The organism is Cytobacillus sp., from assembly GCF_964223445.1.
Lineage (GTDB): Bacteria > Bacillota > Bacilli > Bacillales > Cytobacillaceae > Cytobacillus.
This window is the reverse complement of record NZ_CAXQGS010000127.1, coordinates 14,849-41,541: the sequence shown is the minus strand read 5'-3', so window position 1 is coordinate 41,541 and position 26,693 is coordinate 14,849. Positions and strand designations below refer to the sequence as shown.

Below are 26,693 nucleotides of genomic sequence, written 5' to 3'. Positions count from 1 at the left end.
ATTTTTTTTCACAAAAATAAGAGCCAGTGATTTTTCTCACTGACTCTTTCTTTATTATCGTCTATTCTCCTAAGTAGGCATTTAACATCCAAATATGCGTATCTAATTTCTCCATAAGGCCGATGGCGAAGTCGCCTGTCACTTGATCTTCCTGCTCCTCAGCAAGCTGGGCTAAAGAAATTAATAGTTCTTTAATCTGTCTATAATCGGAAGTAAGAGCGGCAACCATATCTTCTGCTTTCTTTTCCCCATTAGTCTCTTCAAGAGTAGTGATGCTTAAGAACTCCTTTAATGTCGCTGCCGGTGAGCCACCGATTGCAAGCAGGCGTTCCGCTGCCTCATCCACAACTTCCGCTGCTTCATTATATAATTCTTCGAACTTTTCATGAAGGGTAAAGAAAAGCGGGCCTTTTACAAACCAGTGGTAGCGGTGCAATTTAGTATAAAGAACACTCCAGTTTGCGATTTGTACATTTAATGCTGCATGTAATTTTTCCATTTTTATATTCCCCCTATGTCATTTATATTTTTATTATAACAAATATTAAATTAAAATCAATACTTATTTATAATAATTATAAATAAGATAAATTAGAAATCCGCAGTATAACCCTGAACGATTATGGTAAAGTGATATAGTACCGCTTAATTGGGAAGACATAACGGTTAGTGAGGATTTGAAATGGAATACGTTTTATTTATTACACTCGGAGCGCTTATTAGTGTGCTTTCCGGTTTTTTTGGAGTAGGCGGGGGATTTATTCTTACTCCCACTCTCATGCTATTTGGTTTTTCTCCTGTAGAAGCGATCACCACGAGTTTGCTTTTTTCAATTGGAACCTCCCTTTCAGGCATCTTCGCTCATATCAGGATGAAGAATATACGGCTTAAGCAAGGGCTGATACTTGGACTAAGCGGCATGGCAGCTACTCAGGCTGCACACCCCTTTGTGCTGTTTCTTGAGGAAAAGGGCTGGGATACGTGGGCAGTGCCTTTGTTTTATATCATTCTCCTGTCTTATTTTGCTTTAGGTATGTTAAAAAGCGGGAAAAAGTCTGCCTCAGGCGCCGTTCCGCCTTCTGAACTATCTCCATCTATTGTGAAGATGGTGCTCATTGGATTTTTTGCTGGCTTTGTTTCTACGACTTTAGGTGTGGGCGGCGGCTTTATTATGGTGCCTTTATCGGTTGCTTATTTAGGGATGATGCCGAAAAAAGCAGTAGGGACCAGCTTGTTTGCTATTCTGCTGATTGTCACTGCAGGCTTTGTTTCTTATTCTTCAACCATATCCATTGATTATTGGATTGGCCTTTCACTGGTAGGAGGAGGCCTCATAGGGTCACAATTTGGAGCGAAGCTTACCTCCTATTTTGAAAACGAAGAGATCACCTATATGCTCGGAGCCTTATATATGGCTACTGTGGCAAGTGTGATTCTAAAGTTAATACACTTGAATTATACCGGCTTACTGGTGATGGCCATCTTTGTCGGCGGATTTTTAGTAAGAAGCCTTGTGAAAATGCAGAAAGCAAATACCCGCACAAAGGCAAAAAAGGAGAGACCATAATGGCCTCTCTTTTTACATTTGCTGGGGCACCTTCATGCCGAGTGTTTGCATGCCATCGGTAAGGACAATTGTGACTGCTTTGACAAGGGTAAGTCTTGATTTGATGCCGTTATCTTTCTCCAATATTCTTACCTGTCCGTAATATTTATTGAAGGCTTGAGCCACATCAATCAAATATTTAGCCAGGACAGAAGGGGAAAGCTGCATATAAGATTGTCTGATTTTTTCAGGATACTGATAGAGCAGCTTGATAATTTCCCAGCTGTAAGAATCAGATAGCCCATTTTCGGCAGATGGAACATTGTCTGCCTTGCGGAGCAGAGAATAGGCCCGGGCATTGGTGTATTGCAGATAGGGTCCTGTTTCTCCTTCAAATGTCAGCATATCTTCAAGTGAAAATTCAATATTATTCATGCGGTCATTTTTCAGGTCATGGAACAGAATAGCCCCGATGCCGACTGCTTCAGCGACTTCATCTTTGTTTTCCAAGCCGGGATTTTTAGCTTCGATATTGTTCTTTGCCAGAAGGATTGCTTCATTCAGGACCTCCTCAAGAAGGATGACTCTGCCTTTTCGGGTAGACATCTTTTTCCCATCTTTTAAATAGAGGCCAAAAGGGACATGTGTCATATTATCCGCCCACTCATAACCCATCTTTTTAATAACGCTTTTAACCTGTCTGAAATGGATGCTCTGTTCCTGACCGACAATGTATAGGGAATGATCAAACTGATAGGTTTCTTTTCTGTAAAAAGCTGCAGCGAGATCCCGTGTTGCATACAGAGTCGCTCCGTCGGATTTTTTTATCAGGCATGGAGGGAGGTCTTCAACAGGCAGTTGAACCACCTCTGCGCCATTAGACTCAGCCAGCAGGTCTTTTGCCATGAGTTCCTCTATGACGGGTTCCATTTTATCATTATAAAAAGCTTCACCATTGTATGAGTCGAAATGAATACCAAGCATATCATAAACCCGCTGGAATTCTTTCAATGATTCATCTCTAAACCAGCTCCAGAGTGCCTGAGCTTGCTCATTTCCGTTTTCAAGCTCTTTGAACCAGGAACGCGCTTCATCTTCAAGGGCTGGGTTAGCTTCTGCTTCTTCATGGAAGCGTATATATAGGCTAAGCAGTTCCTTTATGGGATTTTCCTTCACTTTATCCGGGCTGCCCCACTTTGTATAAGCGGTGATCAGCTTGCCGAATTGTGTGCCCCAGTCGCCTAAGTGGTTGATTCTGACCGCTGTATAACCGCATTTTTCGGCCAGGCTGCCGAGGGCGTTTCCAATGACCGTAGACCGCAAATGGCCCATGGAGAAGGGCTTTGCGATGTTTGGCGAAGAGAAATCAAGCACGGCTGTTTTGCCTGCGCCATCATTCAGCTGTCCATATTCTTTTCCTTCGTTCAAAATTTTTTCCATTATGACTGCACCGGCTGACTCTTTGGAAAAGAAGATATTAATGTAAGGACCAGCAGCCTCTGCTTTTTCGATATGCGGTCCCTGAATCAGGCACGCTGTCTCTTCAGCAATAGAGGCAGGTGACTTCCTCAATGCTTTTGCAAGTGTAAAACAGGGAAAAGCAAGATCGCCATATGCCGGATTCTTTGGCGTTTCGATTAAGTCTGCAATTGCTTCGTCTGAAAGCTGCCCATTCAGCACTGAAGCCAGCTGGGCTGTGAAAATAGCTTTAAAATTAATCATATTACACCTCCTGGAAAATAAAAAAGCCCGTCTCTATATAAATATAGAGACGAGCTGAATCTGCCCGCGGTACCACTCTGATTGTCCAAAGGACCTCTTGCAAAAGGACGTTTCCTAATATTTGAACTTCCTTATGGGGTTTGGTAACGGGACTCCTTACCCGGCATAGCCTACTTTTCTTTCAGCTATGCATCTCCGAAGTGCGCTTCGCAAAAAGGATTTTCCGACAGGCTTGCACCGTCCCTGTCTCGCTTTTAGGAAAGAGCCCTTTGCTACTCTCTTCATCATAGACACTAAATATATTAATGTTATTATACGCGGTTGGAATTATTTTGCAACATAATTTGAATCCGTTGAAAACATATAAGTCTTATGATGGTAGCGAATGCTGAAAATCAGGCCCATCGCCATCATGTTTCCCATAAGCGAGCTCCCGCCGTAGCTGATAAACGGCAGCGGAATGCCGGTGATTGGCAGTACCTGAATTGTCATACCGATATTTTGAAATACATGGAAGGTGATCATACTGATGACCCCGACACAAATATAAGTATTAAAGGGGTCGGTCGTCTCCAAGCCGGTTTTAGTTAAGTGATAGATAAGCAGAAAGAAAAGGCTGATTACTACACTGGCACCAAAGAAGCCGTACTCCTCGCCAATGACGCTAAAAATAAAATCAGTATGGGCATCAGGCACATATACCTGTCTGTCAGTAAACCCTTTTCCGGATATTAATCCTGAGCCGATTGCGAGCATGGAGTTGTACAGCTGCATTCCGGCTCCCTGCTTGTGATTAACCGGGTCAAGCCAGGAATAAATTCTGCTGAACTGATAGGGGTCTATCCCAAGGTACTTCTCCAAAATCTCTGGTGCTATGATGACCAGATAAAGCACCGTTCCCGCGAAGGCGCCAAGGATCCCATAAATCGGAACAAGGATTTTCCAGGTGATTCCGGAAACCAGGATGATTCCTGTTAAAATGGCGATGATGACAAGGGCGGTACCCAGGTCTTCAATAATGATCAATCCTAATGGAGGCAATGTGGCTGCCCCTAATTTGATTAGAAGGAAAAAGTCAGTTCCTGCAGTCTTTGCCTGATATTTTAGATGGTGGTCAGCGATGATTTTGCTGAGGGCAATAATAAGGAATACCTTAACAAACTCTGAGGGCTGCACAGAACCAAGTCCAGGAATGATATACCACAATGTAGCCCCTTTGCGTTCTGGTGCAATGCTTTCCGGTGCAATGAATAACCCGACAAGCAATAGGATGCCTAAACCATACAGCAGCCAGGTAAGCCTTCTGATTTGCTCGCTGTCAAAATACATGACAATTGCCACAATGATAGCTCCAACAACATAATTTTTTATTTGTGAGACGACAAAATTCCCTTCATATTGATTGGAGGATTGTCCGCTGTAAATAGCGATGCAGCTGATGAGGAAAAATAGCAGCAGAAGAAAGCATAATGTCCAATCGAATCGGTCTGAGAATCTATTATTCTGGTTCATTTGTATACACCTGGTTTCTTTACCTTTTTACATTTTTATCCTAACAAAGAAAAATAACCCTTACAATGGAGAACAGATTACATTTTTTCTCTGCATGTAGTTAGACGAATGAATCAGCACGATGGTTTCCTGTATTTTCAAAAAAACGGGCATGCTGCAATTTAAAATTTTTTCTCATCGGCAAATATATTTTCAGCTTTTTTTGCTACAATAAGAGAATAAAATACTGGATGTTTAACAGGCAGTTTCAAAGGAAGCTGTCTTTTTACTAATTTGTGAAGGTGCTTGTGCTATTCTTATCTGTCTAGCCCAGTGCTTTTCTTTGAAAACACCACTTTGGGTAACGGTTCGGAGGTTTCGTCATTGAAAAGAAGGAATCATGCAATTCGTGATCTCATCTACATCCATCTTAATGAACAGGATCAGTATGTGATGACTTATGGAATTGAGTTTGCAGAGTTTGCCCAAACTCTTTCAGATTCTATTAATAATCTGCTGCTGTTAAAGCATCGTTTTGAACATGGGGACTTTAATACCCATACGATGTTCGATTATGTGTCAAGGGACAAGCTGGGCAGGCTGGTTGAGGATGATGTATACGGCTATGGCGATTTTTGCTGGATCGACTTCGAGGAAGAGGAAGCGGTGAATGAGCTTCCCGGCCAGACAATTGCTGAGCTTCTTTATCTTGGTCATGTCAAGGAACATCTTAAGCCGCCTTTTTACAATTATCTGAGCAATCGCTTTGTGTACCTTGCCCATGATGATGGCTGGTTTAACCGCACATATTATCGCGATCTGAACGATTTTTACCGGATGCTTGGAGAAGTAATCCCCGGTAAAATGGGACAGATGAAAGTCGAAAAAACGCTCCTTGGCATTAAAAAGAAAAAGACGTATCCTCCAATTACCAGAGATGTCCTGCTTTCCTTAAAGCCTCTTATGAAAGAAGGAGCGGTCCTTTCCATTAAGGATATCGAACAGAATCGGGTCCGGATAGAAATTCCTATTTGGATCATTGGTGATTTTGCGAATATGGATGATATGTATGATGAGTATGAAGCCATTGTGAAAGAGCCATGTGAGGCTAAGATTGTGTTCGATAAGAAAACAAGAGAATGGAAAATATACTCGCGTTAGAATTCTGAACTTTTTTACAACATTCAGCAAATTTCTCTTACTTTTTCTGCGGGATGGTGTATAATCGGAGATAGAAAATTTTATATCCGCATAGAACAGGTGTCTTCTCAAAAGAGCTTTAAAACAGGCTCTTTTGAAGACTTAATAGGGAAGCTGGTGAAAGTCCAGCGCGGTCCCGCCACTGTAAATGGAAGCTGTCTGCAAATCCACTGTACAGGAATGTATGGGAAGGAGCAGAACGCATTGACCATGAGCCAGGAGACCTGCCTGATTCTTAGCACCCATAAACCTACGAGGATAGGGAGGTGTTTGGTCCGGCCATCCCTTTTGCACTGATTGATAAATGACCATACCAACATCTCCTTGCCGTTCGAGGGGATGTTTTTTTATTTTATAGGTGGTGACAGGCACCGCCCGAATTTTGTCGAAAGTTCTAGGAGGATTGCTGAGTATGAAAAAGTTTTATGCATTTTTATTAACGTTGCTTCTGGCTGCAGGAGTGCTTGCAGGCTGCGGCGAGAGTGCTGAACAGCCTAAAGAAGAGAACAAGGTTGAGGAAGGGCAGAATGCCGGCGGGGAAGAAGCTGCTTTTCCTGTAACAATAAAGGATGCTCTTGATAATGAAATAACCATTGAATCCAAGCCTGAAAGAATCGTGTCCATGATTCCAAGCAACACCGAAATTGCTTTTGAATTGGGGCTTGGAGAAGAAGTTGTCGGTGTCTCCGATTTTGATAATTACCCGCCCGAAGCCACAGAAAAAGAAAAGATTGGCGGCATGGAATTTAATGTAGAGAAAATTATTTCTTTAAATCCGGATCTTGTCCTTGCTCATGCTTCAAGCGCACATAATTCCGAAGCTGGTCTTCAGCAATTAAGGGATGCAGGTGTGACCGTCCTTGTTGTCAATGATGCGAAGAGCTTTGATCAGGTTTTTGAATCCATTGAAATGGTTGGAACCGCAGCGGGAGAGAAAGATAAAGCAGAGCAGCTTGTTTCAGACATGAAAAGCAAGCTCGAGGAAATCAAAACAAAAGCTCAGGGCATAAAAGAAGAAGACCGTAAATCCGTATTCGTGGAAGTTTCACCTGCTCCTGAAATCTATACAGCAGGTACAAAAACATTTATGGACGAAATGCTAAGTGCCATCAATGCAGAAAATATCATTACGGAAGAAGGATGGCCAAAAATGGATCCGGAAGCGATTATCGAACGGAATCCGGATGTAATCATCACAACTCATGGCTATTACACTGAAGATGCTGTCGGCAATGTAATGGGCAGGGATGGCTGGCAGGATATAACCGCAGTGAAAAATAAGCAGGTTGCCGATGTTGATTCCGATATGGTAACCCGCTCTGGCCCTCGTATTATTGAAGGAGTCGAGGAACTTGCAAAAGCAGTATATCCGGACGTATTTAAATAATAAATTTTTAGCTTATATAACAGCAGCGGCTTTCCTGCTTTTTGCCATGCTGATGGGGATATCAATTGGAACAGTGTCTGTTCACCCCATGACGATTATCAGAGTAATAAGCGCTGAGCTATTTCCTTTTATTTCGTTGGAAAACACGGATGCTATGCATTCAAATATCATTATGAATATTCGCCTGCCGCGCGTATTGCTGGCTGGCCTAGTAGGGGCGTCTCTTGCAATTGCGGGAGCCGCCTTTCAAGGTTTATTAAGAAATCCGCTGGCAGATCCATATACAATTGGGGTTTCGTCCGGGGCTTCACTCGGTGCTGTTTTAACATTATTCTTAGGCTTATCCATTCCGTTTGCAGGAATGTTTACGCTGCCGTTATTCAGCATTTTGTTTTCCTTTTTAACCATTTTTGCCGTTCTGCTATTTGCCAGAAAGATTGAAAGATCCATGAAAGTGGAAACGATTATTTTAACAGGCATTATCTTCAGTTCTTTTCTTGGCGCTCTAATTTCCCTAATGATAGCCCTTACTGGAGAGGAGCTTAGACAGATTATTGGCTGGCTTCTTGGCAGTGTATCCATGAGAGGCTGGGCGTATATTAACATTATCCTTCCGTTTTTTGTAATAGGTGCCATCCTTCTGTTAGTGAACAGTAAAGAGCTGAATGCCATGAGCTTCGGAGAGGAAAAGGCCCAGCATATAGGGGTGGACGTTCAGAAGAGAAAGATGATGGTCCTGGTAGCTGGCTCCGTCTTAACGGGTGCGGCTGTAGCTGTGTCTGGAACGATAGGGTTTGTCGGGCTAGTGATCCCTCATCTGACCAGGCTGTTATGGGGACCGGATCATAGGCACCTATTGCCGCTATCGATTCTTATGGGTGCAGGTTTTCTTATTATTGCCGATCTGGTTTCACGGACAATCATTGCACCTACCGAGCTTCCAATCGGTGTGATTACAGCGATCATCGGTGCACCTGCGTTTGCCATTATTTTAATTAAAAGAAAGAATAAACTTTGAACTTCGATTACTGTCCAGTATAAGCGTCCACCCATTCAAGGGGATGGCTTCCGGGATTTTCTTCGCTGGAACAAACGTTTCTGCTTGTTCTGAAGGCATATCTTAGTTCAGAAAGAAGTGGTTAATCATGCTTAGCGTTCATCAGGTTACTGGCGGATATGCCGGTACACCGGTTGTGAAAAATATCAGCTTTGAAGTAGAAAAAGGGGAGCTTTTCGGAATATTGGGGCCGAATGGAAGCGGCAAGACCACGATTCTAAAGATGCTGAGCGGAATTCTGCCTCATAAGTCAGGAGATATACTGATCAAAGGAAAGAACCTTTCACAGTATACACCGAAAGAGCTTGCAAAAATTATTGCTGTTCTGCCGCAGCACTCCTCTCAGGCCTTTTCTTATACCGTAAAAGAAACGGTTTCTCTCGGGCGGTATGCCCATCAAAAGGGGTGGTTCCAGAGCTGGTCCGGCAAAGATGAAGAAGCGGTCAATCGGGTCATGGAGCAGACAGGCATTTCCCATTTTCGGGATTATGATATACAGCAATTATCCGGCGGCGAAAGACAAAGGGTGTTTTTAGCCCAGGCCCTTGCCCAGGAGCCGGAAATATTATTGCTGGATGAGCCGACTAACCATCTTGATTTATCCTATCAAAAAGAATTGCTTGATCTCCTTTCTGTATGGTCAAAGGACTGCGGGCTGACGGTCATTTCCATTTTTCATGATTTGAATTTGGCTGGCCTGTATTGTGACCGCCTATTGCTGCTGGAGAATGGCGAAGTCAATATTAACCACATACCCAATGAGGTTTTAAAAGAAAGCAGAATACGCGAGGTCTATAGGACGAAGATTGAGAAGCTTCCGCATCCAAGAGTCCCGGCCCCTCAGATGGTGCTGGTGCCCCAGCGCTCTCAGGCGGAAAGTCAATCAGTGAATCGAATTGATCAATCCAGTCTTGAGGTAAAGGACGACTTACTTGTCATTTGTTCCCCATTTCCGCTGAAAACCATGTCATCAGGTGTAACCGGATCTGGCACCGGCTGGAATCGCATATTTCTAAACCGGCATGTGAGCAAGAATTATGATTGCAGTGATCATCGGGCGGAGATGGCGGATTTTGTCCGGGAGATTGGCTTTGAACCCGGGGAAACCGTGGGGATGATGACCGCTGTATATGTTGAAGATCATAGCAGTAAATTTTATGAAGAGGGAACCTTTTCTGTGTATGTGGTCGTGACAGCAGGTGTCGGCAATGCTGTTGATGCCTCGAAAAGTGAAGCACATTCTTATCATCTGACTCCGGGTACAATCAATACATGGATTTTCGTTAATGGCAATCTGACAGAGGAATCCTTTATCCAATGCATTATGACTGCAACCGAGGCAAAGACAAGAGCCTTATATGATCAGAAAGTAAAGGATGCAGTCACAGGGACGATTGCGACCGGAACATCGACAGACAGTATTATGATTGCGGCCACACAGCAGGGAGAAAACCTCGAGTATGCGGGTACCATTACACCGCTAGGCAAAGTGATCGGAAAAGGTGTCTACGAATGTACTGTAGAGGCGATAAAAAAATCGCAAAGAAGGATAAAGAGATGATTTTAAATCACCTGCTTGCCCTATCCTTTGCCTGCATAATAGATAAGCTGATAGGAGACCCGCCAAACTGGCCGCATCCGGTCAGATGGATGGGTGCCCTGATACATAAACTTGAACAAGGCCTTAATAAAGGGCGTTTTAGAAAATTAAATGGGATTATCATGCTTTTTATAGTCCTGCTGGCTGCAGGAGGAATAACTTTTTTAATCATCCGCCTCTTCTATGGAATTCACCCGATTGCCGGCATTCTGGCAGAGGGCATTTTTATCTTCACAGCCATTGCACAAAAGAGTTTAAAAGATGCAGCACTGGAGGTGTATGAGCCTCTGGCAGAAGGAGATATGGAAGAAGCAAGACTGAAGCTTTCATACATTGTCGGCAGGGATACAGATCGATTGGATGAGCCAGGCATTGTCAGGGCTGCCGTGGAGACAGTGGCTGAAAACACCAGTGATGGCATTACAGCTCCATTATTCTGGGCCTTGATTGGAGGTGCTCCAATGGCCCTTATCTACAGGGCCATTAATACATGCGATTCAATGGTTGGCCATAGAAATGATAGATATATGAATTTTGGATGGGCATCCGCCAAAGTGGATGATATCGCGAACTGGATCCCGAGCCGGCTGACATCGGTTTGCATCATGCTTACACAAAACCCGGGGCATTCTTCATATGGGGAAGTATGGAGAGTTCTATTAAGAGATGCACCAAAGCACCCGAGCCCAAATAGCGGCTGGGGCGAAGCAGCTGTTGCAGCCCTTCTGGGGGTTCAGCTTGGAGGAATCAATTTTTATAAGGGTGTAATCTCAAACCGTGCAACGATGGGAAAGCCGATGGTGCAGCTTGAAAAAGAACATATCATAAAAACCATTTCGATTATGAACAAGACGGTTTTCTTATTCTTGCTTTTATTATGGACAGGAGGGATGCTCCTTGATTTGGCCTTCACATGGATCTAACCCGCAATATTTATATAAAGCAATCGATAAACCAATGCCCGAGGAGCGAATTGATTTCAGTGCCAATATCAATCCCCTTGGCCCTCCCCGCGAATTAAAAGAAGGATGGGGAAACTTATTTCAATTTATTAGCGATTATCCGGATCCCCATTCTACTCTATTAAAAAGCAAATTGGCGGCTGCAGAGGGAATAAAAGAAACACAGATTTTGGTGGGAAATGGAGGCGCCGAGCTAATCACCCTGATTGGCCGGATGATAGCCGGAAAAAGGGTGCTGATTATTCAGCCGGCTTTTTCGGAATATGAAGAGGCCTGCCGCGTGAATCATTGTAAAGTCTCCTATCATCAGCTGGAGCCTGGGGCCTGGAATCTCAATATAGAAGCGCTATCTGAAAAGCTAAGAGCCGCTGATGTTGTTTTCTTCTGTAACCCGAATAATCCGACAGGTATTTTTTACCCATCTTCCATTGTGAAGGAATTGATTGAGAAGTGTCATATCCACAGCTGCCTGCTTATTATGGATGAAGCTTTTTATGACTTTGCCTGCGACTATCAATCTATTGTTCCTTTCATAGGAAAGGATTCGAATGTTGTGGTGCTGCGCTCCATGACAAAGATGTTTTCTATACCGGGCCTGCGCCTTGGATACATGATGGGAAGTGAGGGGTTAATTGAAAGAGCGAATGCTCTGAAACCGCACTGGAGCGTAAATGCTCTTGCTTTAAAAGCAGGAGAATGGTGTCTGGACAGCAAAGAGCATGTCAGGCTGACAAAGAATTTGATACGGCAGGAGAGAGAGCGGCTGGTTCAATTTTATCAGCAATTTGATTTTGAGGTTTCTCCTTCTTCAGTTAATTTCTATTTGTTAAGAGATCCGAAACTTGATATGCAGCTGCCTCTCTTTCAATTTTTGCTTGAGAAAGGAATTATCCCAAGGCACACAATGAATTTCCTTGGCCTGGAAGGAAGATGGCTGCGCTTTGCGATTAAAGGGCCGAAAGACAATGATGTGCTGATGGAGGCGATGCGGCAATGGCGGGAGGATCGCTGATTTTTATCTCCGGTGGAGTGCGGAGCGGAAAGAGCTCCTTTGCAGAGAGGACTGCTGCGGGGCTGGCAATGAAGTCGGAAGGAAAGCTTCATTATATTGCTGCAGGAAAAGCATACGATCCCGAGATGGAGGCACGGATTCAGAGGCACCAGGATTACCGCGAAAAGAGCGGTTTGAGCTGGACAACCTGGGAGAAGCCTTCCGAACTTGAAGAGATCTCGGGAAACTTTAATAATCAGGATATTGTTCTTTTCGATTGCTTGACTACTCTCTTGAATAATGAACTTTTTAGAGCGGAAGACGATTGGCGGAACAGAGAATTCCAGGAAAGTCTGTCATTTGATATTCTCAGGGCCATCACTGAAATCCGTAAAAATTGCAGGTACTTGATCGTTGTCAGCAACGAAGTCTTGAATGAGCCAATTGGCAAAAATGAACTGGTGATTACCTATTCAAAAATACTTGGGACGCTTCACAGGAATATAGTAGGTATGGCTGATGAAGCCTATCTTGTTGAAGCTGGCATCCCCATACAAATGAAAGGGGAACCGGAATGAAAGGAATAATGATTCAGGGGACTTCATCCGATGCCGGCAAAAGCCTGATTGCTACGGCTCTTTGCCGGGCCTTCTCCAATGAAGGTTTCCGCACGGCTCCTTTTAAATCCCAGAATATGTCTAATAATTCATACGTGACAAAGGATGGAAATGAAATCGGCAGGGCACAGGGCATTCAGGCTGAAGCGGCAAGAACTGAAGCTGCTGTCTGGATGAATCCCATTCTCCTTAAGCCGCAATCCGCTCAGAATGCGGAGGTCATTCTCCTTGGAAAAGCAGTCAATTCCCTATCAGGAAGAAGCTATCGGGAAACCTATTATGAAAAGGGACTGGAGACCATCAGAGAGGCACTGAGCCTGCTTGATGCTCAATACGAGCTGCTTGTGATAGAGGGTGCTGGCAGCCCTGTTGAAATTAATTTAAAAGATAAAGAGCTTGTGAATATGAAAGTCGCCGAAATGGCGGATGTGCCGGTCATCCTGGTTGCTGATATTGACAGGGGCGGTGTTTTTGCCAGCATTGTTGGAACCCTGGAGCTTTTCACCAAACAGGAAAGGCAGCGGGTTGCGGGCATTATTATTAATAAATTCCGCGGAGATATCACGCTGTTTGAGGATGGCATCCGCTGGATTGAGGAAAAGACGGGCATCCCTGTCCTTGGCGTTCTGCCTTACTTGGATAACCATATGATCGATGCAGAGGATTCCCTATCCATTCAGTTTGCTGCTCCAAGAGCTGGAGGAGGTATTCTGGATATTGCAGTGCTGCGGCCGCCATTTATTTCAAACTTTAGTGACATCGATCCGTTTTACTATGAAGATGACGTTAACATTAGATGGGTAAGACATCTATCAGAGGCTGGCTCGCCTGATGCGGTGATCATTCCCGGCACAAAGAGCACGATTCGCGATTTGCGCTATTTCAAGGAAAAAGGTCTGGCGGACTGGATTGTGCGCTATGCTGCCGATGGAGGTTCTATTGCCGGCATTTGCGGAGGATACCAGATGCTCGGCAGGAGATTAATCGATATGGCGGGTTCTGATACCGGTAATCCTAATGAAAAGGAAAAAGGCTTGAATTTAATACCGGCAGATACCATTTTTCATGAACGCAAGAAGACCGTGCAGGTGAAGGGCAGTCTGCATTCAAGTATGAACGTTCCCGTAAAAGAAATCTTGGATGGATATGAAATACATTTAGGTGAAACATTTCTTGAAAAAGACTTTGAAGGCAATCGCCTTCTTCTGCTTCAAAATGGCGAAGAAGATGGATTCTATGGAAATGAAGGCCGTCTGGTAGGGACGTATATGCACCACATCTTCCATAATGATGAATGGAGGGGTGCGTGGCTTAATTCCCTGAGAAAACAAAAAGGCATTCCAAGTAAGGAGCCTGTCCGAATAAAAGCCCTGAAGGATAGGAAATACAACGAACTGGCGGAAAATATTATTCAGCATCTTGATTGGGGAAAATTAAAGGAAATCGCCTTTAGCTGGAGAAAACAGAATGAAATGGCTTAAAGGATTATTGATCAACCTTCAATTTTTCACAAGCATTCCCATTCCAATTTCTCTGCCCATGGATAAGCCTCACTTGGAGAAGGCAATCAGAACCTTCCCTATAGCCGGCCTCATTCAGGGGAGCATATACGCATTTATTCTCTATGCTTTTCTGGAATGGACTCCTTTTTCAATCCTGGCTGCGGCTTTTGCCGTCTGGCTGGCCGGCATTTTGCTGACCGGCGGGATTCATCTTGATGGGTGGATGGATGCGAGCGATGCGTTCTTCTCCTATCGGGATCAGGAGAGGCGGCTGGAAATCATGAGTGATCCCCGAGTGGGGGCGTTCGGTGTGCTGTCCATCATCGTATTGATGAGTACCCGTTTTCTATTTATCTATGAAATTGTCCTTTTATCAAATCCATATTCCTATTTTTTAATCACAGTGATTCCTTTTTTAAGCAAGATGGTAATGGGGGTATTGCTGATAAAAGTTAAGGCAGCCAAAACAGAGGGGCTGGGCTCATTATTTCAGCAGGCTGCTTCGAAAACCACCTTAACTATTTACCCTATCTTCCTTCTGGCCGCCGCGGCAGCTGCCGTGCTGGCAGGTTACCCGACCATTGTTGGGTTTCTTATCATGGTTCTTTTTTCAATATTGTTATTCGCATTTTTATCAAGGAAAGTCATTGCCTGGTTTGGCGGAATGACAGGGGATGTACTTGGGGCCAGTGTGGAAGGGACGGAGGTGCTTTTATGGATGATACTGTGGCTGTTGCATTATTTCGTCATGGGCTGACAGAAGCCAATAAGTCCCATGCTTATCTGGGCTGGACAGATTCTCCTTTGTGTCAGGAACATAGGGAGAAGCTTGCCGCGGCGCCTCAATACTATTGCAGAATTTTCGCGAGTGATTTAGGCAGGTGCATGAAGACGGCGGCTATTCTTTTCCCGGATCATTCTATTGAATCATGTCCCGAATGGAGAGAAATGCATTTTGGCGAGTGGGAAGGCAGGACGTATCAAGAGCTGAAAGATAACCCGGCTTATCAAAAATGGCTGGAAAATCCTTTCTCAGAAGTGGTGCCCGGAGGGGAATCCTTTTCAGCATTTACAGCAAGAGTGGATAAAGGGTGGCAGAATTTAACCGATCAATTGCTTCGGAAGGATATACGCGATGCCGCAGTTATTACACATGGCGGAGTCATAAGATACCTTCTTGAAAAGTATGCACCGGAGAAAAAAGAGTTCTGGGAATGGCAAGTTCCGTTTGGAAGAGGCTATGAGCTTAGATGGACACGGGAAGAGTTTAGGAGGGGAGAGAGATGCACTTCATTACAGGAGGCGCCTTTAACGGGAAATCCCGATGGGTGAAGGGATTTTATCAATTGGATGATACTCCTCATAAATGGATTTCAGCTTATCATGGTGAGTTGGCCGGCGATTTGGATCAAAATCTAATCGTCTATGAGGGAATCGAACTGATGATTCGGGAATGGTCACAAGCGCTGGAGTTTGAAGAGATTCGGGACAAATGGCAGGAGATGCTGGCAAAATGGCAGGAGTGGGAAAAAACAGCTGTCAATCGAAGGATCGTTTTAATCGGATCTGATATTTCAAAAGGCATTGTTCCTATGGAAGCAGCTGACCGAAAGTGGCGGGATGCGTCAGGCTGGACCTTTCAGGATGCCGCTGCTGCTGCAGACAGAGTTGATTTGATTTGGTATGGCATCAGTCAAAAAATAAAATGAAATGGGGAATTGCTGATGAAACTTTATACACGAACTGGTGATGAGGGAAAAACAAGCATTATCGGAGGCAGGGTGGAAAAGGATGATGTACGGGTTGAAGCCTACGGAACAGTGGATGAAGTCAACTGTTTTGTCGGGCAGGCTATGACACAGCTGGATCCGTTCATTTTTCAGGATGTCCTGGAGGATCTGGAGAAGATCCAGCATGAACTTTTTGACTGTGGCGGCGACCTTGCAAATGTGTCAACAAAGCGGGAGCTGAAATTGACGAAGGAATCTGTAGACTATTTGGAGACTAAGATTGATCAATTGATTGAGGAAGCACCAAAGCTTGAAAGGTTCATTCTGCCCGGAGGAGCACCTGCATCTGCATCCATTCATATTGCCAGGACTGTAACCCGGAGAGCAGAGCGGCTCGTGGTCTCACTAAAAAAAGCGGATCCGGAAACCTCTGCAGTGGCACTGAAATTCCTGAATCGTTTATCTGACTATTTCTTTGCCCTGGCCAGAGTGGTTAATTTCCGTCTAAACCAGAAAGATGTGGAGTATGTGCGCAGTGCCAATGTATTCCGTGAAGGAAAGCGCAAGGAGGATAAAGAATGAAAAGCATGCGATTGGGCATGGCAGCCATGCTTGTTGCGTTGACAGCAATCGGTGCAGCGATTAAAGTTCCGGCCATTATCGGTAGCGTGGCACTGGATGCATTTCCTGCCTTGCTTGCAGCCGTGCTGCTTGGAGGCTATGGCGGTGCGGCCGTTGCGGCTATCGGGCATCTGCTGTCGTCGTTATTGGGCGGCATGCCATTAGGGCCTCTTCATCTCCTGATTGCTGTTGAAATGGCACTGTTAGCCTTTATTTTCAGTTCATTGTATCAGAGAGGCCGGCACTGGCTGGCGGGAATTCTTTTTGTGTTGGGCAATGCCTTTGCAGCTCCGCTTCCATTTATCTTTTTAATGGGCCAGGCCTTTTACCTGGCAATTGTGCCTTCTCTTTTTATAGGCTCTGTGATAAATGCTGTTATTGCTTATATAGCGATACCGAGACTTGTCAAGCTTGTGGGCCCGGCTATGACCAAAGCGGGTGCTGAGCAGTGAGGGATGTCTTAACCTTCCCTTTTAATTCTGAAGAAATGATTGTGATAGCAAGTGATAACAGCGGAGCAATCGGTGAGAAAGAACAGGACGCTGTCCAGGTTCCTTACGAAACCGTTTCGTATTATTCCTTCCGAGTCGCTGTCATGGAATGTATGTCAGCAGGTGCTCAGCCATTTGCAGCTGCCATTCAGAATTTCTGCGGAGATGATTCCTGGGACCAGCTTATACGGGGCATTAAGAAGGGGGCCGATGAATTAGGCCTTACGGAACTGCAAATCACCGGCAGTACAGAAAGCAATTTTAACCTGCTTCAATCTGCGGTAGGGTTATCTGTACTTGGTAAAAGGCAGGGAGCGCTTCCTTCTGAGAACCTAACGTATACAAATGATACAAGGATAGCGGTTATCGGTTCCCCATTGGTTGGCCAGGAGCTGATTGAAAGGGAGGCGGAGGCAGCACCCCTGAAGCTTTTTAAAATAATCAACTCCATTGAAGAAATTGAGACGCTTCCTGTAGGTTCAAAAGGCATACTGACCGAGCTGAACGGGCTGTTCTCCAATAGGAAGTTTGAGGTTAAGAATCTTGAATCAGAATTAGACCTGGAAAAATCATCAGGTCCATCGACTTGCTTTATAGCCGTTTTTTCCGAAGCGAAATCGGAAGAAATCAGGAAGCTGGCAGGAAGTTATTTTCATATACTGAAAAGAAGGGCATGAAAAAAGGGATGCTGACCTTATATATCATCCGGCACGGTGAAACGGAATGGAACAAAGAGAAAAGAATGCAGGGGCGCCTGGACTCTGATTTAACGGAGAAAGGCAGACGTGATGCGAAGCTGCTGGGGGAGAGAGTAGAGGATATAGAATTTAAGCGTATAATCTCTTCACCGAGCAAACGGACTTTACATACAGCCCAGCTTGTAAGAGGAACAAGGGAGATTCCTATCGACACAGATGAAAGGCTTATGGAAATAGATCTTGGCGATTGGCAGGGAAGAGTGGAAAGTGAAATAAGGGAGCTTTATCCTGCTGCCTTCGATGCCTATTGGAACCGGCCGGAGTCCTATGAAAGTGCAGGAGGAGAAAGCTTTTACGATGTGGCAAACCGTGTTGCTTCCTTTCTGGAAGACCTGCAAAACACCTTATCAGAAGGCAGTGTGCTAATTGTTACCCATGCAGTTGCTGTCAAAGCTCTGTATATGCTTTGCCGCAATGCTGCTGTCGAACGCATTTGGGACCCGCCCTTCATTCATGGAACCAGCCTGACCATCCTGCAAGTTGATCAGGATAAAAAGGAATTCCTCTTAGAAGGATGCATGGCTCACTGCGAATAAGGCTCAGGCTCGTTAATAAACGAGCCTATTTTTTACTAATGTACTTTTCTTCCCATTCTTCCCTCAGAACGCCCATCCGGATACTGTCATAATACTTCCCATTTACAATCCGGCATTTCCGCATTCTTCCTTCAAGCTGCATGCCAATCTTATCAGCGGCTTTCATCATTCTTTTGTTGCCTGACCAGGTGGTAATGCCTACCCGGGCAAGCGGAAGAGACGAAAATAGAAAGTCCACCCAAAGAGTAAGTGCTTCCGTTCCATACCCGCCATTCCAATACTCGGGGTCGTAAATCACAATTCCTGCTTCAAGCCAATTTGAATCTCGATGCTCCCAGTAGTATCCCACAATACCGATTACCTTTTCAGACGCTTCAATTACCATGCTGCGAGGCGGATGTTCTTCTGCCTTTTGGAGAAATTCCTGTTTATACGTTTCAAAGACTTTATGCTCAAGAGGAAAATAGGGAGCATCCCATTTTTTCCACTCAGGGTTGTCTGTTCCGTAAATATAGTCCCATAATATAGTCAAATCCTCTTCTTGTATGGGACGAATCTTCACCTTTAGGGCTGTATCCTTGTTCATAGAAGGTACTCCTCCATTAAATCTTAGTAAAAACCCTTGTCATGCTCGTTCCTTCTGTGTTGTGCTCTTCATCCCAAATGGAATGGATCTCAAAAGTCCCTTCTTCGAAAAAAAGCGGCAGCTTTCGCTTGAACCAATCCTGCATGGGAAGGTCCAATGCATTTTGTCTTGAAACCCATTGCAGTTCTCCTTCTGGAGGATCCGCAAGAAGGCTTCCTTCATAGGAATCTGCCAGATAGTTAAATACCATGTAGCGGACATTCGCCTGGGGATTTACGTACTCATCCCAGCCTTTAAAAATAACATTCTTGACGTGCAGCCCTGTCTCCTCAAGCACTTCGCGTTTCGCTGCGTCCGTAATGCTCTCGGGAAACTCTACTTTTCCTCCTGGTGCCAGATAGCCAGGGAAGCCTTTATGATTGGGCCGCTTTATGAGAAGGATCTGATCTCCGTCTGCAACCATGCACATCGTGTACATCTGATGTTCGATTTCTTTCCAGTTCATTGCTGCACCTCTATCATGAATATTTCCAAAGTTTATACATTCTTTTAAAAGGAGAAAATACCTCCTTTATTGAAATCATATAATGAATAGAATTATTGAAGAGGTGAACATAAGTGGAATTGAAGATGGGGTATGTCATTCTATATGCGGAAAGCCTGGAAAGAACGAAGCATTTTTATGGTGAATTGCTGGGTCTGAAGCTTAGGAATGAATTTGGAACTTATATTGAGTACGATACAGGCAGCACCATTCTTTCTTTTAATACGAGAGAAGGCGGGCGGGAAGTCACCGGGCTTCCGATACCGGATGGATTAAGAAAGGAGCAGACATTTGAGCTGGGTTTTGTTACAGAAGAGGTAGAAGCGGCAGTTGAAAAGCTAAAGGCCGCCGGAGTCCCTGTCCTGCTCGAGCCTGTTGAAAAGCCTTGGGGCCAGAAAGTGGCATATGTGCAAGACCCGGATGGGCATTATATTGAGGTTTGTTCGCCTATTGGATAATTTAATGACTCTGCTCCAGGGTCATTTTTTTTTTGGAGTTTATTGTTTATATGCATAGTAATCTGTTGATTTCAAAAGAAAAACATAGATTTTAAGTGTTTTTAGCGCTTACATAAGGGTTTGTAAATATAAGTAAATGTGTTATGATTCTATATGTTTTTGTCGGCCCGACTTTGATGAGAGTTCAAAGTCATTACTATAAATCTATTAATAAAGAGGTGTTTATTTGAAAGTTTTATCAAAAAAAGAACAATGGTTTGGCAATGTTAAGGGAGACATTCTTGCTGGAATCGTAGTGGCATTGGCGCTGATTCCTGAGGCGATTGCATTCTCGATTATTGCTGGTGTCGATCCAATGGTTGGATTGTATGCTTCTTTCTGTATTGCTGTAACCATTTCAATAGTTGGCGGAAGGCCTGGGATGATTTCTGCTGCAACTGGTGCGATGGCGTTATTAATGGTTACATTAGTAGCTGATCACGGACTGCAGTATTTATTTGCTGCGACCATTTTGACGGGAGTTCTGCAGATCTTATTTGGTGTGCTGAAGCTGGCCCGCTTTATGAAATTCATTCCGCGTGCAGTTATGATTGGGTTTGTTAATGCACTGGCTATATTGATTTTTATGGCGCAGCTTGAACAGTTTGTAGATGCTACATGGGTAATGTATGCGATGGTTGCGGGTGCATTGGCGATTATTTATATTTTCCCAAGATTCACTAAAGCAGTGCCATCTCCTCTGGTGGCTATTATTGTTATTACGATCATTGCCATCATGACAAAGAGTGATGTGCGCACTGTTGGCGACATGGGGGCTATAACATCAGCTCTTCCGGCATTCTTTATACCGGATGTTCCATTTAACCTTGAGACTCTGAAGATTATTTTCCCGTACTCTATTGCCCTTGCGATCGTGGGCTTGCTTGAATCTTTGCTGACTGCATCCATTGTTGATGACATGACCGATACGGCCAGTGATAAGAATATGGAAAGCCGCGGACAGGGGATTGCGAATATCGTGGCAGGTCTATTCGGCGGAATGGCAGGCTGTGCCATGATTGGACAGTCTGTCATAAATGTGAAGTCTGGCGGAAGAGGAAGACTGTCTGCTTTGGTAGCCGGGACATTCCTTATGTTTCTGATTTTAGTATTAGGAAATATTGTCGTTCAAATACCGATGGCTGCATTAGTCGGTGTTATGATCATGGTTTCGATCGGTACTTTTGATTGGTCATCCATTAAGGGACTTGCTAAGACGCCTGTCACAGATTCGATTGTTATGGTTACAACGACTGTTACAACTGTTTTCACTCATGACTTATCCAAAGGAGTTTTCGCGGGGATCATCCTAAGTGCGATCTTCTTTGTTGCTAAAATTTCGAAAGTGCATGTTGCATCACGAATTGAAGGAGATAAGAAAATATACGCTGTAACAGGCCAGGTTTTCTTTGCTTCTGTAGATGAACTTGTAGCAGCATTCGACTTTAATGAAGAATTAAAAGAAGTTGAAATTGATTTTACACAGGCGCATGTATGGGATGACTCAGGTGTCGCTGCCATAGATAAGATTGTAATAAAGCTTCGTGACAACGGTGTGCTGGTACGCCTATCAGGATTAAACGCGCCAAGCTCGAACTTGATTGAGCGTTTGGCCGTTCACCGCAAACCTGGTGCGAAATTTTCCGGCCATTAAAAAACTGGAATGAATACCACAGTCAGCTTTGACTGTGGTATTTTTTTTATAAGAATATGTTAGGGGTGAGGCTCTGTGTTTAAAAAAATACTGATTGCTGCAGATGGATCCGATCATTCCATTCGTGCAGCCGCTAAAGCCATTCAACTGGCTGAACAGAATCCTGATTCTGAAATTACCGTGGTGTATGCTGTTGATGGCCAGACCTCAAAAGAAGATATCCTTCATCATTTTGATAAAAGTATAGTGGACCAGGTGAGGAAAAAGCGTTTAGAGCCAATAGAAAATTTATTAAAAGAAAAGGGCATTTCATATGAAATAAAGATCCTGCAGGGAGAGCCTGGACCAGCCATTGTGGAATTTGCCAACAAAATGGATTTTGATGTTGCTGTAGTGGGCAGCCGGGGTCTGAATACGCTCCAGGAAATGGTGCTCGGAAGTGTCAGTCACAAAATAGCCAAACGTGTGAAGGCTCCTGTTTTGATTGTTAAGTAGAGTTCAACTGTGCACTTTTCACTATCAGTACCGTGTAAAGCTGATGCTGCGCCAGGTGACCGATAAATAAAAAAAGTGACCGATATCGAGTCCTTTCTGACCGATATATTTACAAAGTGACCGATAAAATTTAAAACTGACCGATAAACTAAGGTAAGTGACCGATATGTCGTCTTAGTACCGCAAAATTCATAAATACAGCACTTAAACCAAAAAAAGATGCCCCAGCAGGGACATCTTTTTTCAATTAGCCGGCTTTCACTGCAGATTGATGCTGAAGCTTCTTATCTTTGCCGCTTGCCTTATCAGAAAGCAACGTCAGAGCACCGTCACCTGTTACATTACACGCAGTTCCAAAGCTGTCCTGGGCAAGGTATAGGGCAATCATAAGCGCAAGCATAGTTTCGTTAAATCCGAGCATGCTTTCAAGCAGACCCAATGCGGCCATGACAGCTCCTCCAGGGACACCTGGAGCTGCAATCATTGTGATGCCAAGCATTAAAATGAAAGGCAGGATTTCTGCAAATGATGCCGTTTGACCCTGCAGCATCATCACGGCGATCGCACAGCTCACAATGGTGATCGTGCTTCCGGAGAGATGAATCGTTGCCAGTAATGGAACAGAGAAATCCGCGACTTTTTCACGTGCACCAAGCTTTTTAACCTGCTTAAGCGTAACAGGAATGGTGGATGCAGAGGATTGGGTTCCAAGTGCCGTAAAGTAGGCAGGCATCATATTTTTCATGAGCCTAAGCGGGTTGGCTTTCATAAGGCTGCCGGCCGCTGAATATTGAAGCAGTAAAAATAAAAGATGAAGAGCAATAATCATGACAAATACTTTGGCAAATACAGAAATAATGGCGCCAACCTGTCCGCCTTGCGTCATATTGGCGAAAATCCCAAAGATATGGACAGGAAGCAATGGAATGATGACCTTTTCAATCAGTTTTTCAATAATATCACGGAAATCATTCATAGCATTTTGCAGAGTGTTTCCTTTAATCGCAGCCAATCCAAGGCCTAGAGTGAATGAAATCAGCAGTGCCGTCATAACCCCCATTACAGGAGGCATGTCCACCTGGAAAAAGGGTGAAAGCAAGGCATCCTCAGGATTCTCAAACTCTTTGAAGCTTTGATTTTTTAATAGAACAGGGTATAACACCGTCGCAGAAAAATAGGCAACTAAACCAGCAGTGATCGTAGAAGCATAGGCAAAACCGGTTGTAATCCCAAGCAGTTTCCCTGCGCCTTTTCCCATGCTCCCGATTCCTGGCGCGATGAATCCGATAATAATTAATGGAATCGCAAAACCAAGAAAGTTCCCGAACAGTCCATTAAAAGTAGCAAATAGCTGAATAAGCCATTCAGGAGAAAAAGAACCTAATAAAATACCCAATGCTATTGCTGCGATAATTCTGGGAAGCAATCCGAACTTCATTTTTATGTCCTCCTAAAAAATACAGTTGTTTTTGTTAGGAGGATTATATCCTGTTTTGCATTAAAAGTTAATAGCTTAAGCTTTTGTTATAATAATAAAATAAGTCTGATTATTTATTAGGGATTATGGGTTTTTCTCGTTAATCGTTCTATCGTAGGGGGTTAAACGTTTTCTTAAGATAATAATAGAAGAAAGCGAGTTTAAATTAATGCCAGAAAAGGAAATTATTTTACTGGTTTAGATAAGAAAAGTTTCCTTTTTCAGTGCCCTTTCATACATATAGGAATATGGGCGTATGCGGAGAAAAAAATTCCTGTGGAATTGAACATGTAATCACTCCCTTTCTTAAATATGAAAGTGTTACAATAAAGAGTAGCTTGAAAGAGCATAAAAAGCAGTTAAGGTAAAATAACGGAATAAAGCGGCATGAGAAGCCGGTTAGTCCATGATTGAATATTGGAGGTTCTTTTATGAAAACAAAGGTTGGCCTTTTGTACGGCGGAAAATCTGCAGAGCATAAAGTATCCATGCAGACTGCAATGGCTGTGATTAAAGCATTGGATTTAGAGAAATTTGAAATCCATCCTATTTATATATCTGAAGAAGGGCAATGGGTAAAGGGCCCTCAATTGCATGGTCCTGTTTCCAGTGTAAAGGAGCTGGAATTTTCCCAGGGGGAGGCACTTCCTCCAACGGCTTTGGCACCGACTCTTTTCCAGGGTGCCCAGGATAAAGGTCCATTTGATGTAATCTTCCCGCTGCTTCATGGTCCAAACGGGGAAGACGGTACGGTTCAAGGTTTGCTTGAGCTGCTTAACCTGCCATATGTGGGGAATGGAGTATTGGCTTCATCTGCAGGAATGGATAAGGTCATCATGAAGAATATCTTTGCGCAGGCAGGCCTGCCGCAGGTAAAGTATGTCTGGTTTATCCGCAGCGAGTGGGAAAATGAGACGGAGGCAGCCTATGATCAAGTGGAACAGGAACTCGGATACCCGTGTTTTGTAAAACCGGCCAACCTGGGTTCAAGTGTAGGAATCAGCAAGTGCATAAACCGGTCAGAGCTTGAGGGAGCATTCAAAGAAGCTTTCCAATTTGACCGTAAAATTATCATTGAAGAAGGCGTTACAGCCAGAGAGATTGAAGCTGGTGTATTGGGCAATGATTATCCGGAATGTTCTGTTGCCGGTGAGATTGTCCCGAAAGTTGAATTCTATGACTATAAAGCCAAATATGAAGATGGGGACACAGCGTTAATCATTCCTGCTGAAATCTCAGAAGTTGAGTACAGTGAACTGAGGGACATGGCCATTAAAGCATTTAAAGCGCTTGACTGCTCAGGTCTGGTCAGAGCTGATTTCTTTTTAACAAGAGAGGGGAAACTATACATTAATGAGGTTAATACAATGCCAGGCTTTACACCTTTCAGCATGTTCCCGCTTCTATGGAAGCATACGGGAGTAGATTATCCTCAGTTGATCGAAAAGCTTGTCAACCTGGCCATCGAGCGCCATGCTGAGAAACAAAGCATCAAACACACAATGTAATAAGACATAATTGTTGAAGGAAACACGGCATCTTTGTCGTGTTCCTTTTGTTCATACATAACTGGCATTATGAGCTCATAATGCCGAAATAGGAGGCGCCATATGATAAAGAAAACACTTCAGGAAATTGAACAAATGATAAAGATTGAGAATGATGGTTCATCTTTTCACAATACATCCATACAGGGCGTCAGCATTGACTCCAGAAAAATCAATCCTGGCAATTTGTTCGTTCCATTCAAAGGTGAAAATTCGGACGGCCATCGATTTGTAGAAGATGCCATCGAAAAAGGGGCAGCTGCGGCTTTTTGGCAAAAGGATGTTCCCAATCCCCCGCTTCATCTTCCAATCCTGATCGTTGAAGATACACTAACGGCTCTTCAGGAATTGGCGAGAAGCTATCGTGATGAATTAAAGATAAAAGTCGCAGGCATTACAGGAAGCAACGGCAAAACAACAACCAAGGATATGACCGCAAACCTTCTTTCCCTGCAATATAAAGTTCAAAAAACGGAAGGTAACTATAACAACCATATCGGTTTGCCCTTAACCATTCTGGCTCTTGAGGAAGATACGGAAATCGCGGTGCTGGAAATGGGGATGAGCGGCAGGGGAGAAATCGATTTCCTTACGAAGCTTGCACGCCCTGACGCAGTGATTATTACGAATATAGGGGAATCCCATCTGCAGGATTTAGGTTCCAGAGAAGGGATTGCAGAAGCTAAGCTTGAGATCGTAAATGGGCTTCAGGAAAATGGCCTGGTTATTTATTACGGCGACGAGCCACTCCTGGATGAAAAGCTGAAATCCTACATTGGTTCGGCAGCTTTAAGAACCTTTGGAAGAACCGGGGAAAATGATGTGTATCCGATGGATATCAAGCAGAATGACAGCGGCAGCACGTTTGGAATCAATGTGTCCAGCGAGAAGTTTTATTTGCCTGTTTTAGGCACCCATAATGTTCTCAATGCCCTGGCAGCCATGATTGCAGCATCCCATTTCGGTGTTCCGTACGAAAAGATGAACGCAGGCTTCGCGAGCCTAAAACTGACGAACATGAGGATGGAACTTCTCGAGGGTCAAAGTGGAGAAAAAATCATCAATGATGCTTATAATGCGAGTCCAACATCTATGAATGCAGCGATTGAACTGATCGCCAACCTGCCAGGATATAAAAAGAAAATTCTTGTTCTGGGCGATATGCTGGAGCTTGGTCCGCAAGAGGAAGATTTCCATTACTCCATAGGAAAATCTGTGGATCCTGAAAAGGTTGATTATGTATTTACATTCGGGAAGCTTGGCGAATTTATCGCCAAGGGAGCGAAGGAGGTCCTGCCTGATGAACAGGTAGCCGCCTTTACTGACAAACAGCCGCTGATCGAAGAGCTGAAGAAACATGTGGATCAGGAAACGATTGTACTGGTTAAGGCATCCAGGGGAATAAAGCTGGAAGAAGTCGTCTCAGCCCTTCAATAATTGCTAAGAAAAGAATAACAATATGTCTTTAACAGAATACTATTGCAGCTGAAACAGCATGAAGACACCCTGTGCACTTCAGCACTCATTAACTTATTTAGTCAGAGAATGAATTTTTACCAAGGTAAAATTCATATATCTGTTATTATAGGAAAAAAACCCCTGTTCCACGTGAAACAGGGGTTTAAATTATTTTTATATAGTTCCTTCGTTATAATTTTTTATCTTCTAACAGGTTTGATTAG

At 43.9% G+C, this 26,693-nt stretch carries 27 protein-coding genes, 1 riboswitch and 1 other annotated feature; of the genes, 21 read left to right on the top strand and 6 right to left on the bottom strand.

Annotated elements, in window-relative coordinates; translation table 11 throughout:
* Positions 1 to 61: 61 nt before the first annotated feature.
* Positions 62 to 499 carry a Dps family protein gene (locus ACEQ1T_RS21505; protein WP_206845503.1) on the bottom strand — a complete coding sequence of 146 codons (438 nt, stop codon included), beginning with the start codon at positions 497 to 499 and terminating at the stop codon, positions 62 to 64.
* 183 nt (positions 500 to 682) lie between these two features.
* On the opposite strand from ACEQ1T_RS21505, the gene ACEQ1T_RS21500 reads away from it, so the two are divergent.
* Positions 683 to 1,567 carry a sulfite exporter TauE/SafE family protein gene (locus ACEQ1T_RS21500; RefSeq protein WP_370224683.1) on the top strand — a complete coding sequence of 295 codons (885 nt, stop codon included), beginning with the start codon at positions 683 to 685 and terminating at the stop codon, positions 1,565 to 1,567.
* 12 nt (positions 1,568 to 1,579) lie between these two features.
* On the opposite strand, the gene argS is transcribed toward ACEQ1T_RS21500, so the two are convergent.
* Both argS and ACEQ1T_RS21490 read right to left on the bottom strand, forming a co-directional pair.
* Positions 1,580 to 3,265: an arginine--tRNA ligase gene (gene argS, locus ACEQ1T_RS21495; protein ID WP_370224701.1), complete on the bottom strand. Its 1,686-nt coding sequence runs from the start codon at positions 3,263 to 3,265 to the stop codon at positions 1,580 to 1,582.
* Positions 3,266 to 3,310: 45 nt separating this feature from the next.
* Positions 3,311 to 3,565: a binding site (T-box leader), on the bottom strand.
* A gap of 30 nt (positions 3,566 to 3,595) precedes the next feature.
* Positions 3,596 to 4,780: an FtsW/RodA/SpoVE family cell cycle protein gene (locus ACEQ1T_RS21490; RefSeq protein ID WP_206845501.1), complete on the bottom strand. Its 1,185-nt coding sequence runs from the start codon at positions 4,778 to 4,780 to the stop codon at positions 3,596 to 3,598.
* Positions 4,781 to 5,143: 363 nt separating this feature from the next.
* On the opposite strand from ACEQ1T_RS21490, the gene ACEQ1T_RS21485 reads away from it, so the two are divergent.
* From ACEQ1T_RS21485 to ACEQ1T_RS21415, 15 genes are all read left to right on the top strand, one after another.
* The gene (locus tag ACEQ1T_RS21485) at positions 5,144 to 5,920 is read left to right on the top strand and encodes a hypothetical protein (RefSeq protein ID WP_206845499.1); all 777 of its coding nucleotides are present in this window, start codon (positions 5,144 to 5,146) and stop codon (positions 5,918 to 5,920) included.
* Between the two features lie 80 nt (positions 5,921 to 6,000).
* Positions 6,001 to 6,206: riboswitch (cobalamin riboswitch) on the top strand.
* Positions 6,207 to 6,371: 165 nt separating this feature from the next.
* Positions 6,372 to 7,346: an ABC transporter substrate-binding protein gene (locus tag ACEQ1T_RS21480; protein ID WP_206845496.1), complete on the top strand. Its 975-nt coding sequence runs from the start codon at positions 6,372 to 6,374 to the stop codon at positions 7,344 to 7,346.
* A complete protein-coding gene (locus ACEQ1T_RS21475) occupies positions 7,312 to 8,364 on the top strand; it encodes a FecCD family ABC transporter permease (RefSeq protein WP_370224681.1) in 1,053 nt (350 codons plus the stop codon). The genes ACEQ1T_RS21480 and ACEQ1T_RS21475 overlap by 35 nt, the downstream gene beginning before the upstream one ends.
* A gap of 127 nt (positions 8,365 to 8,491) precedes the next feature.
* Positions 8,492 to 9,964, top strand: coding sequence for an adenosylcobinamide amidohydrolase (locus ACEQ1T_RS21470; protein WP_206845491.1), 1,473 nt, complete (start codon positions 8,492 to 8,494; stop codon positions 9,962 to 9,964).
* Complete coding sequence (gene cbiB / locus ACEQ1T_RS21465; RefSeq protein ID WP_370224680.1) at positions 9,961 to 10,926, top strand: adenosylcobinamide-phosphate synthase CbiB; 966 nt, start codon at positions 9,961 to 9,963, stop codon at positions 10,924 to 10,926. Before ACEQ1T_RS21470 ends, cbiB begins: the two co-directional genes overlap by 4 nt.
* On the top strand, positions 10,901 to 11,977 hold the full coding sequence (gene cobD / locus ACEQ1T_RS21460; protein ID WP_370224678.1) for a threonine-phosphate decarboxylase CobD: 1,077 nt from the start codon (positions 10,901 to 10,903) through the stop codon (positions 11,975 to 11,977). Before cbiB ends, cobD begins: the two co-directional genes overlap by 26 nt.
* Positions 11,959 to 12,534, top strand: coding sequence for a bifunctional adenosylcobinamide kinase/adenosylcobinamide-phosphate guanylyltransferase (locus ACEQ1T_RS21455; protein WP_370224677.1), 576 nt, complete (start codon positions 11,959 to 11,961; stop codon positions 12,532 to 12,534). Before cobD ends, ACEQ1T_RS21455 begins: the two co-directional genes overlap by 19 nt.
* Positions 12,531 to 14,054 carry a cobyric acid synthase gene (locus tag ACEQ1T_RS21450; RefSeq protein WP_370224676.1) on the top strand — a complete coding sequence of 508 codons (1,524 nt, stop codon included), beginning with the start codon at positions 12,531 to 12,533 and terminating at the stop codon, positions 14,052 to 14,054. Before ACEQ1T_RS21455 ends, ACEQ1T_RS21450 begins: the two co-directional genes overlap by 4 nt.
* Positions 14,041 to 14,832 carry an adenosylcobinamide-GDP ribazoletransferase gene (gene cobS / locus ACEQ1T_RS21445; RefSeq protein ID WP_370224674.1) on the top strand — a complete coding sequence of 264 codons (792 nt, stop codon included), beginning with the start codon at positions 14,041 to 14,043 and terminating at the stop codon, positions 14,830 to 14,832. Before ACEQ1T_RS21450 ends, cobS begins: the two co-directional genes overlap by 14 nt.
* A complete protein-coding gene (locus ACEQ1T_RS21440) occupies positions 14,790 to 15,407 on the top strand; it encodes a histidine phosphatase family protein (protein ID WP_370224672.1) in 618 nt (205 codons plus the stop codon). Before cobS ends, ACEQ1T_RS21440 begins: the two co-directional genes overlap by 43 nt.
* Positions 15,359 to 15,784: a bifunctional adenosylcobinamide kinase/adenosylcobinamide-phosphate guanylyltransferase gene (locus ACEQ1T_RS21435; protein ID WP_206845473.1), complete on the top strand. Its 426-nt coding sequence runs from the start codon at positions 15,359 to 15,361 to the stop codon at positions 15,782 to 15,784. Before ACEQ1T_RS21440 ends, ACEQ1T_RS21435 begins: the two co-directional genes overlap by 49 nt.
* 15 nt (positions 15,785 to 15,799) lie before the next feature.
* Positions 15,800 to 16,387: a cob(I)yrinic acid a,c-diamide adenosyltransferase gene (locus ACEQ1T_RS21430; RefSeq protein WP_370224670.1), complete on the top strand. Its 588-nt coding sequence runs from the start codon at positions 15,800 to 15,802 to the stop codon at positions 16,385 to 16,387.
* Positions 16,384 to 16,878 carry an ECF transporter S component gene (locus ACEQ1T_RS21425; protein ID WP_370224669.1) on the top strand — a complete coding sequence of 165 codons (495 nt, stop codon included), beginning with the start codon at positions 16,384 to 16,386 and terminating at the stop codon, positions 16,876 to 16,878. The genes ACEQ1T_RS21430 and ACEQ1T_RS21425 overlap by 4 nt, the downstream gene beginning before the upstream one ends.
* Complete coding sequence (locus ACEQ1T_RS21420) at positions 16,875 to 17,594, top strand: ATP-binding protein (RefSeq protein WP_206845467.1); 720 nt, start codon at positions 16,875 to 16,877, stop codon at positions 17,592 to 17,594. The genes ACEQ1T_RS21425 and ACEQ1T_RS21420 overlap by 4 nt, the downstream gene beginning before the upstream one ends.
* A complete protein-coding gene (locus tag ACEQ1T_RS21415) occupies positions 17,591 to 18,211 on the top strand; it encodes a histidine phosphatase family protein (protein ID WP_370224667.1) in 621 nt (206 codons plus the stop codon). Before ACEQ1T_RS21420 ends, ACEQ1T_RS21415 begins: the two co-directional genes overlap by 4 nt.
* A 25-nt stretch (positions 18,212 to 18,236) precedes the next feature.
* Here the strand turns inward: ACEQ1T_RS21415 and ACEQ1T_RS21410 are convergent, their stop codons facing one another.
* A complete protein-coding gene (locus ACEQ1T_RS21410; protein ID WP_370224665.1) occupies positions 18,237 to 18,797 on the bottom strand; it encodes a GNAT family N-acetyltransferase in 561 nt (186 codons plus the stop codon).
* A 16-nt stretch (positions 18,798 to 18,813) separates the two neighbouring features.
* Complete coding sequence (locus tag ACEQ1T_RS21405; protein WP_370224664.1) at positions 18,814 to 19,302, bottom strand: 8-oxo-dGTP diphosphatase; 489 nt, start codon at positions 19,300 to 19,302, stop codon at positions 18,814 to 18,816.
* 113 nt (positions 19,303 to 19,415) lie between these two features.
* Between ACEQ1T_RS21405 and ACEQ1T_RS21400 the strand changes: the two genes are divergently transcribed.
* From ACEQ1T_RS21400 to ACEQ1T_RS21390, 3 genes are all read left to right on the top strand, one after another.
* The gene (locus tag ACEQ1T_RS21400; RefSeq protein WP_370224663.1) at positions 19,416 to 19,799 is read left to right on the top strand and encodes a VOC family protein; all 384 of its coding nucleotides are present in this window, start codon (positions 19,416 to 19,418) and stop codon (positions 19,797 to 19,799) included.
* Between the two features lie 226 nt (positions 19,800 to 20,025).
* Entirely contained in the window at positions 20,026 to 21,492 is a 1,467-nt protein-coding gene (locus tag ACEQ1T_RS21395; protein WP_370224662.1) for a SulP family inorganic anion transporter, read from the top strand.
* 75 nt (positions 21,493 to 21,567) lie between these two features.
* Positions 21,568 to 21,987: a universal stress protein gene (locus ACEQ1T_RS21390; protein ID WP_206845456.1), complete on the top strand. Its 420-nt coding sequence runs from the start codon at positions 21,568 to 21,570 to the stop codon at positions 21,985 to 21,987.
* Positions 21,988 to 22,234: 247 nt separating this feature from the next.
* Here ACEQ1T_RS21390 and ACEQ1T_RS21385 read toward each other — a convergent pair whose 3' ends face one another.
* Complete coding sequence (locus ACEQ1T_RS21385; protein ID WP_206845455.1) at positions 22,235 to 23,425, bottom strand: dicarboxylate/amino acid:cation symporter; 1,191 nt, start codon at positions 23,423 to 23,425, stop codon at positions 22,235 to 22,237.
* 470 nt (positions 23,426 to 23,895) lie between these two features.
* On the opposite strand from ACEQ1T_RS21385, the gene ACEQ1T_RS21380 reads away from it, so the two are divergent.
* Together ACEQ1T_RS21380 and murF are read left to right on the top strand one after the other, a co-directional pair.
* Positions 23,896 to 24,972, top strand: a complete 1,077-nt coding sequence (locus ACEQ1T_RS21380) for a D-alanine--D-alanine ligase (RefSeq protein ID WP_370224661.1) — start codon at positions 23,896 to 23,898, stop codon at positions 24,970 to 24,972.
* A 102-nt stretch (positions 24,973 to 25,074) separates the two neighbouring features.
* Entirely contained in the window at positions 25,075 to 26,448 is a 1,374-nt protein-coding gene (gene murF / locus ACEQ1T_RS21375) for a UDP-N-acetylmuramoyl-tripeptide--D-alanyl-D-alanine ligase (protein WP_370224659.1), read from the top strand.
* Positions 26,449 to 26,693 lie beyond the last annotated feature (245 nt).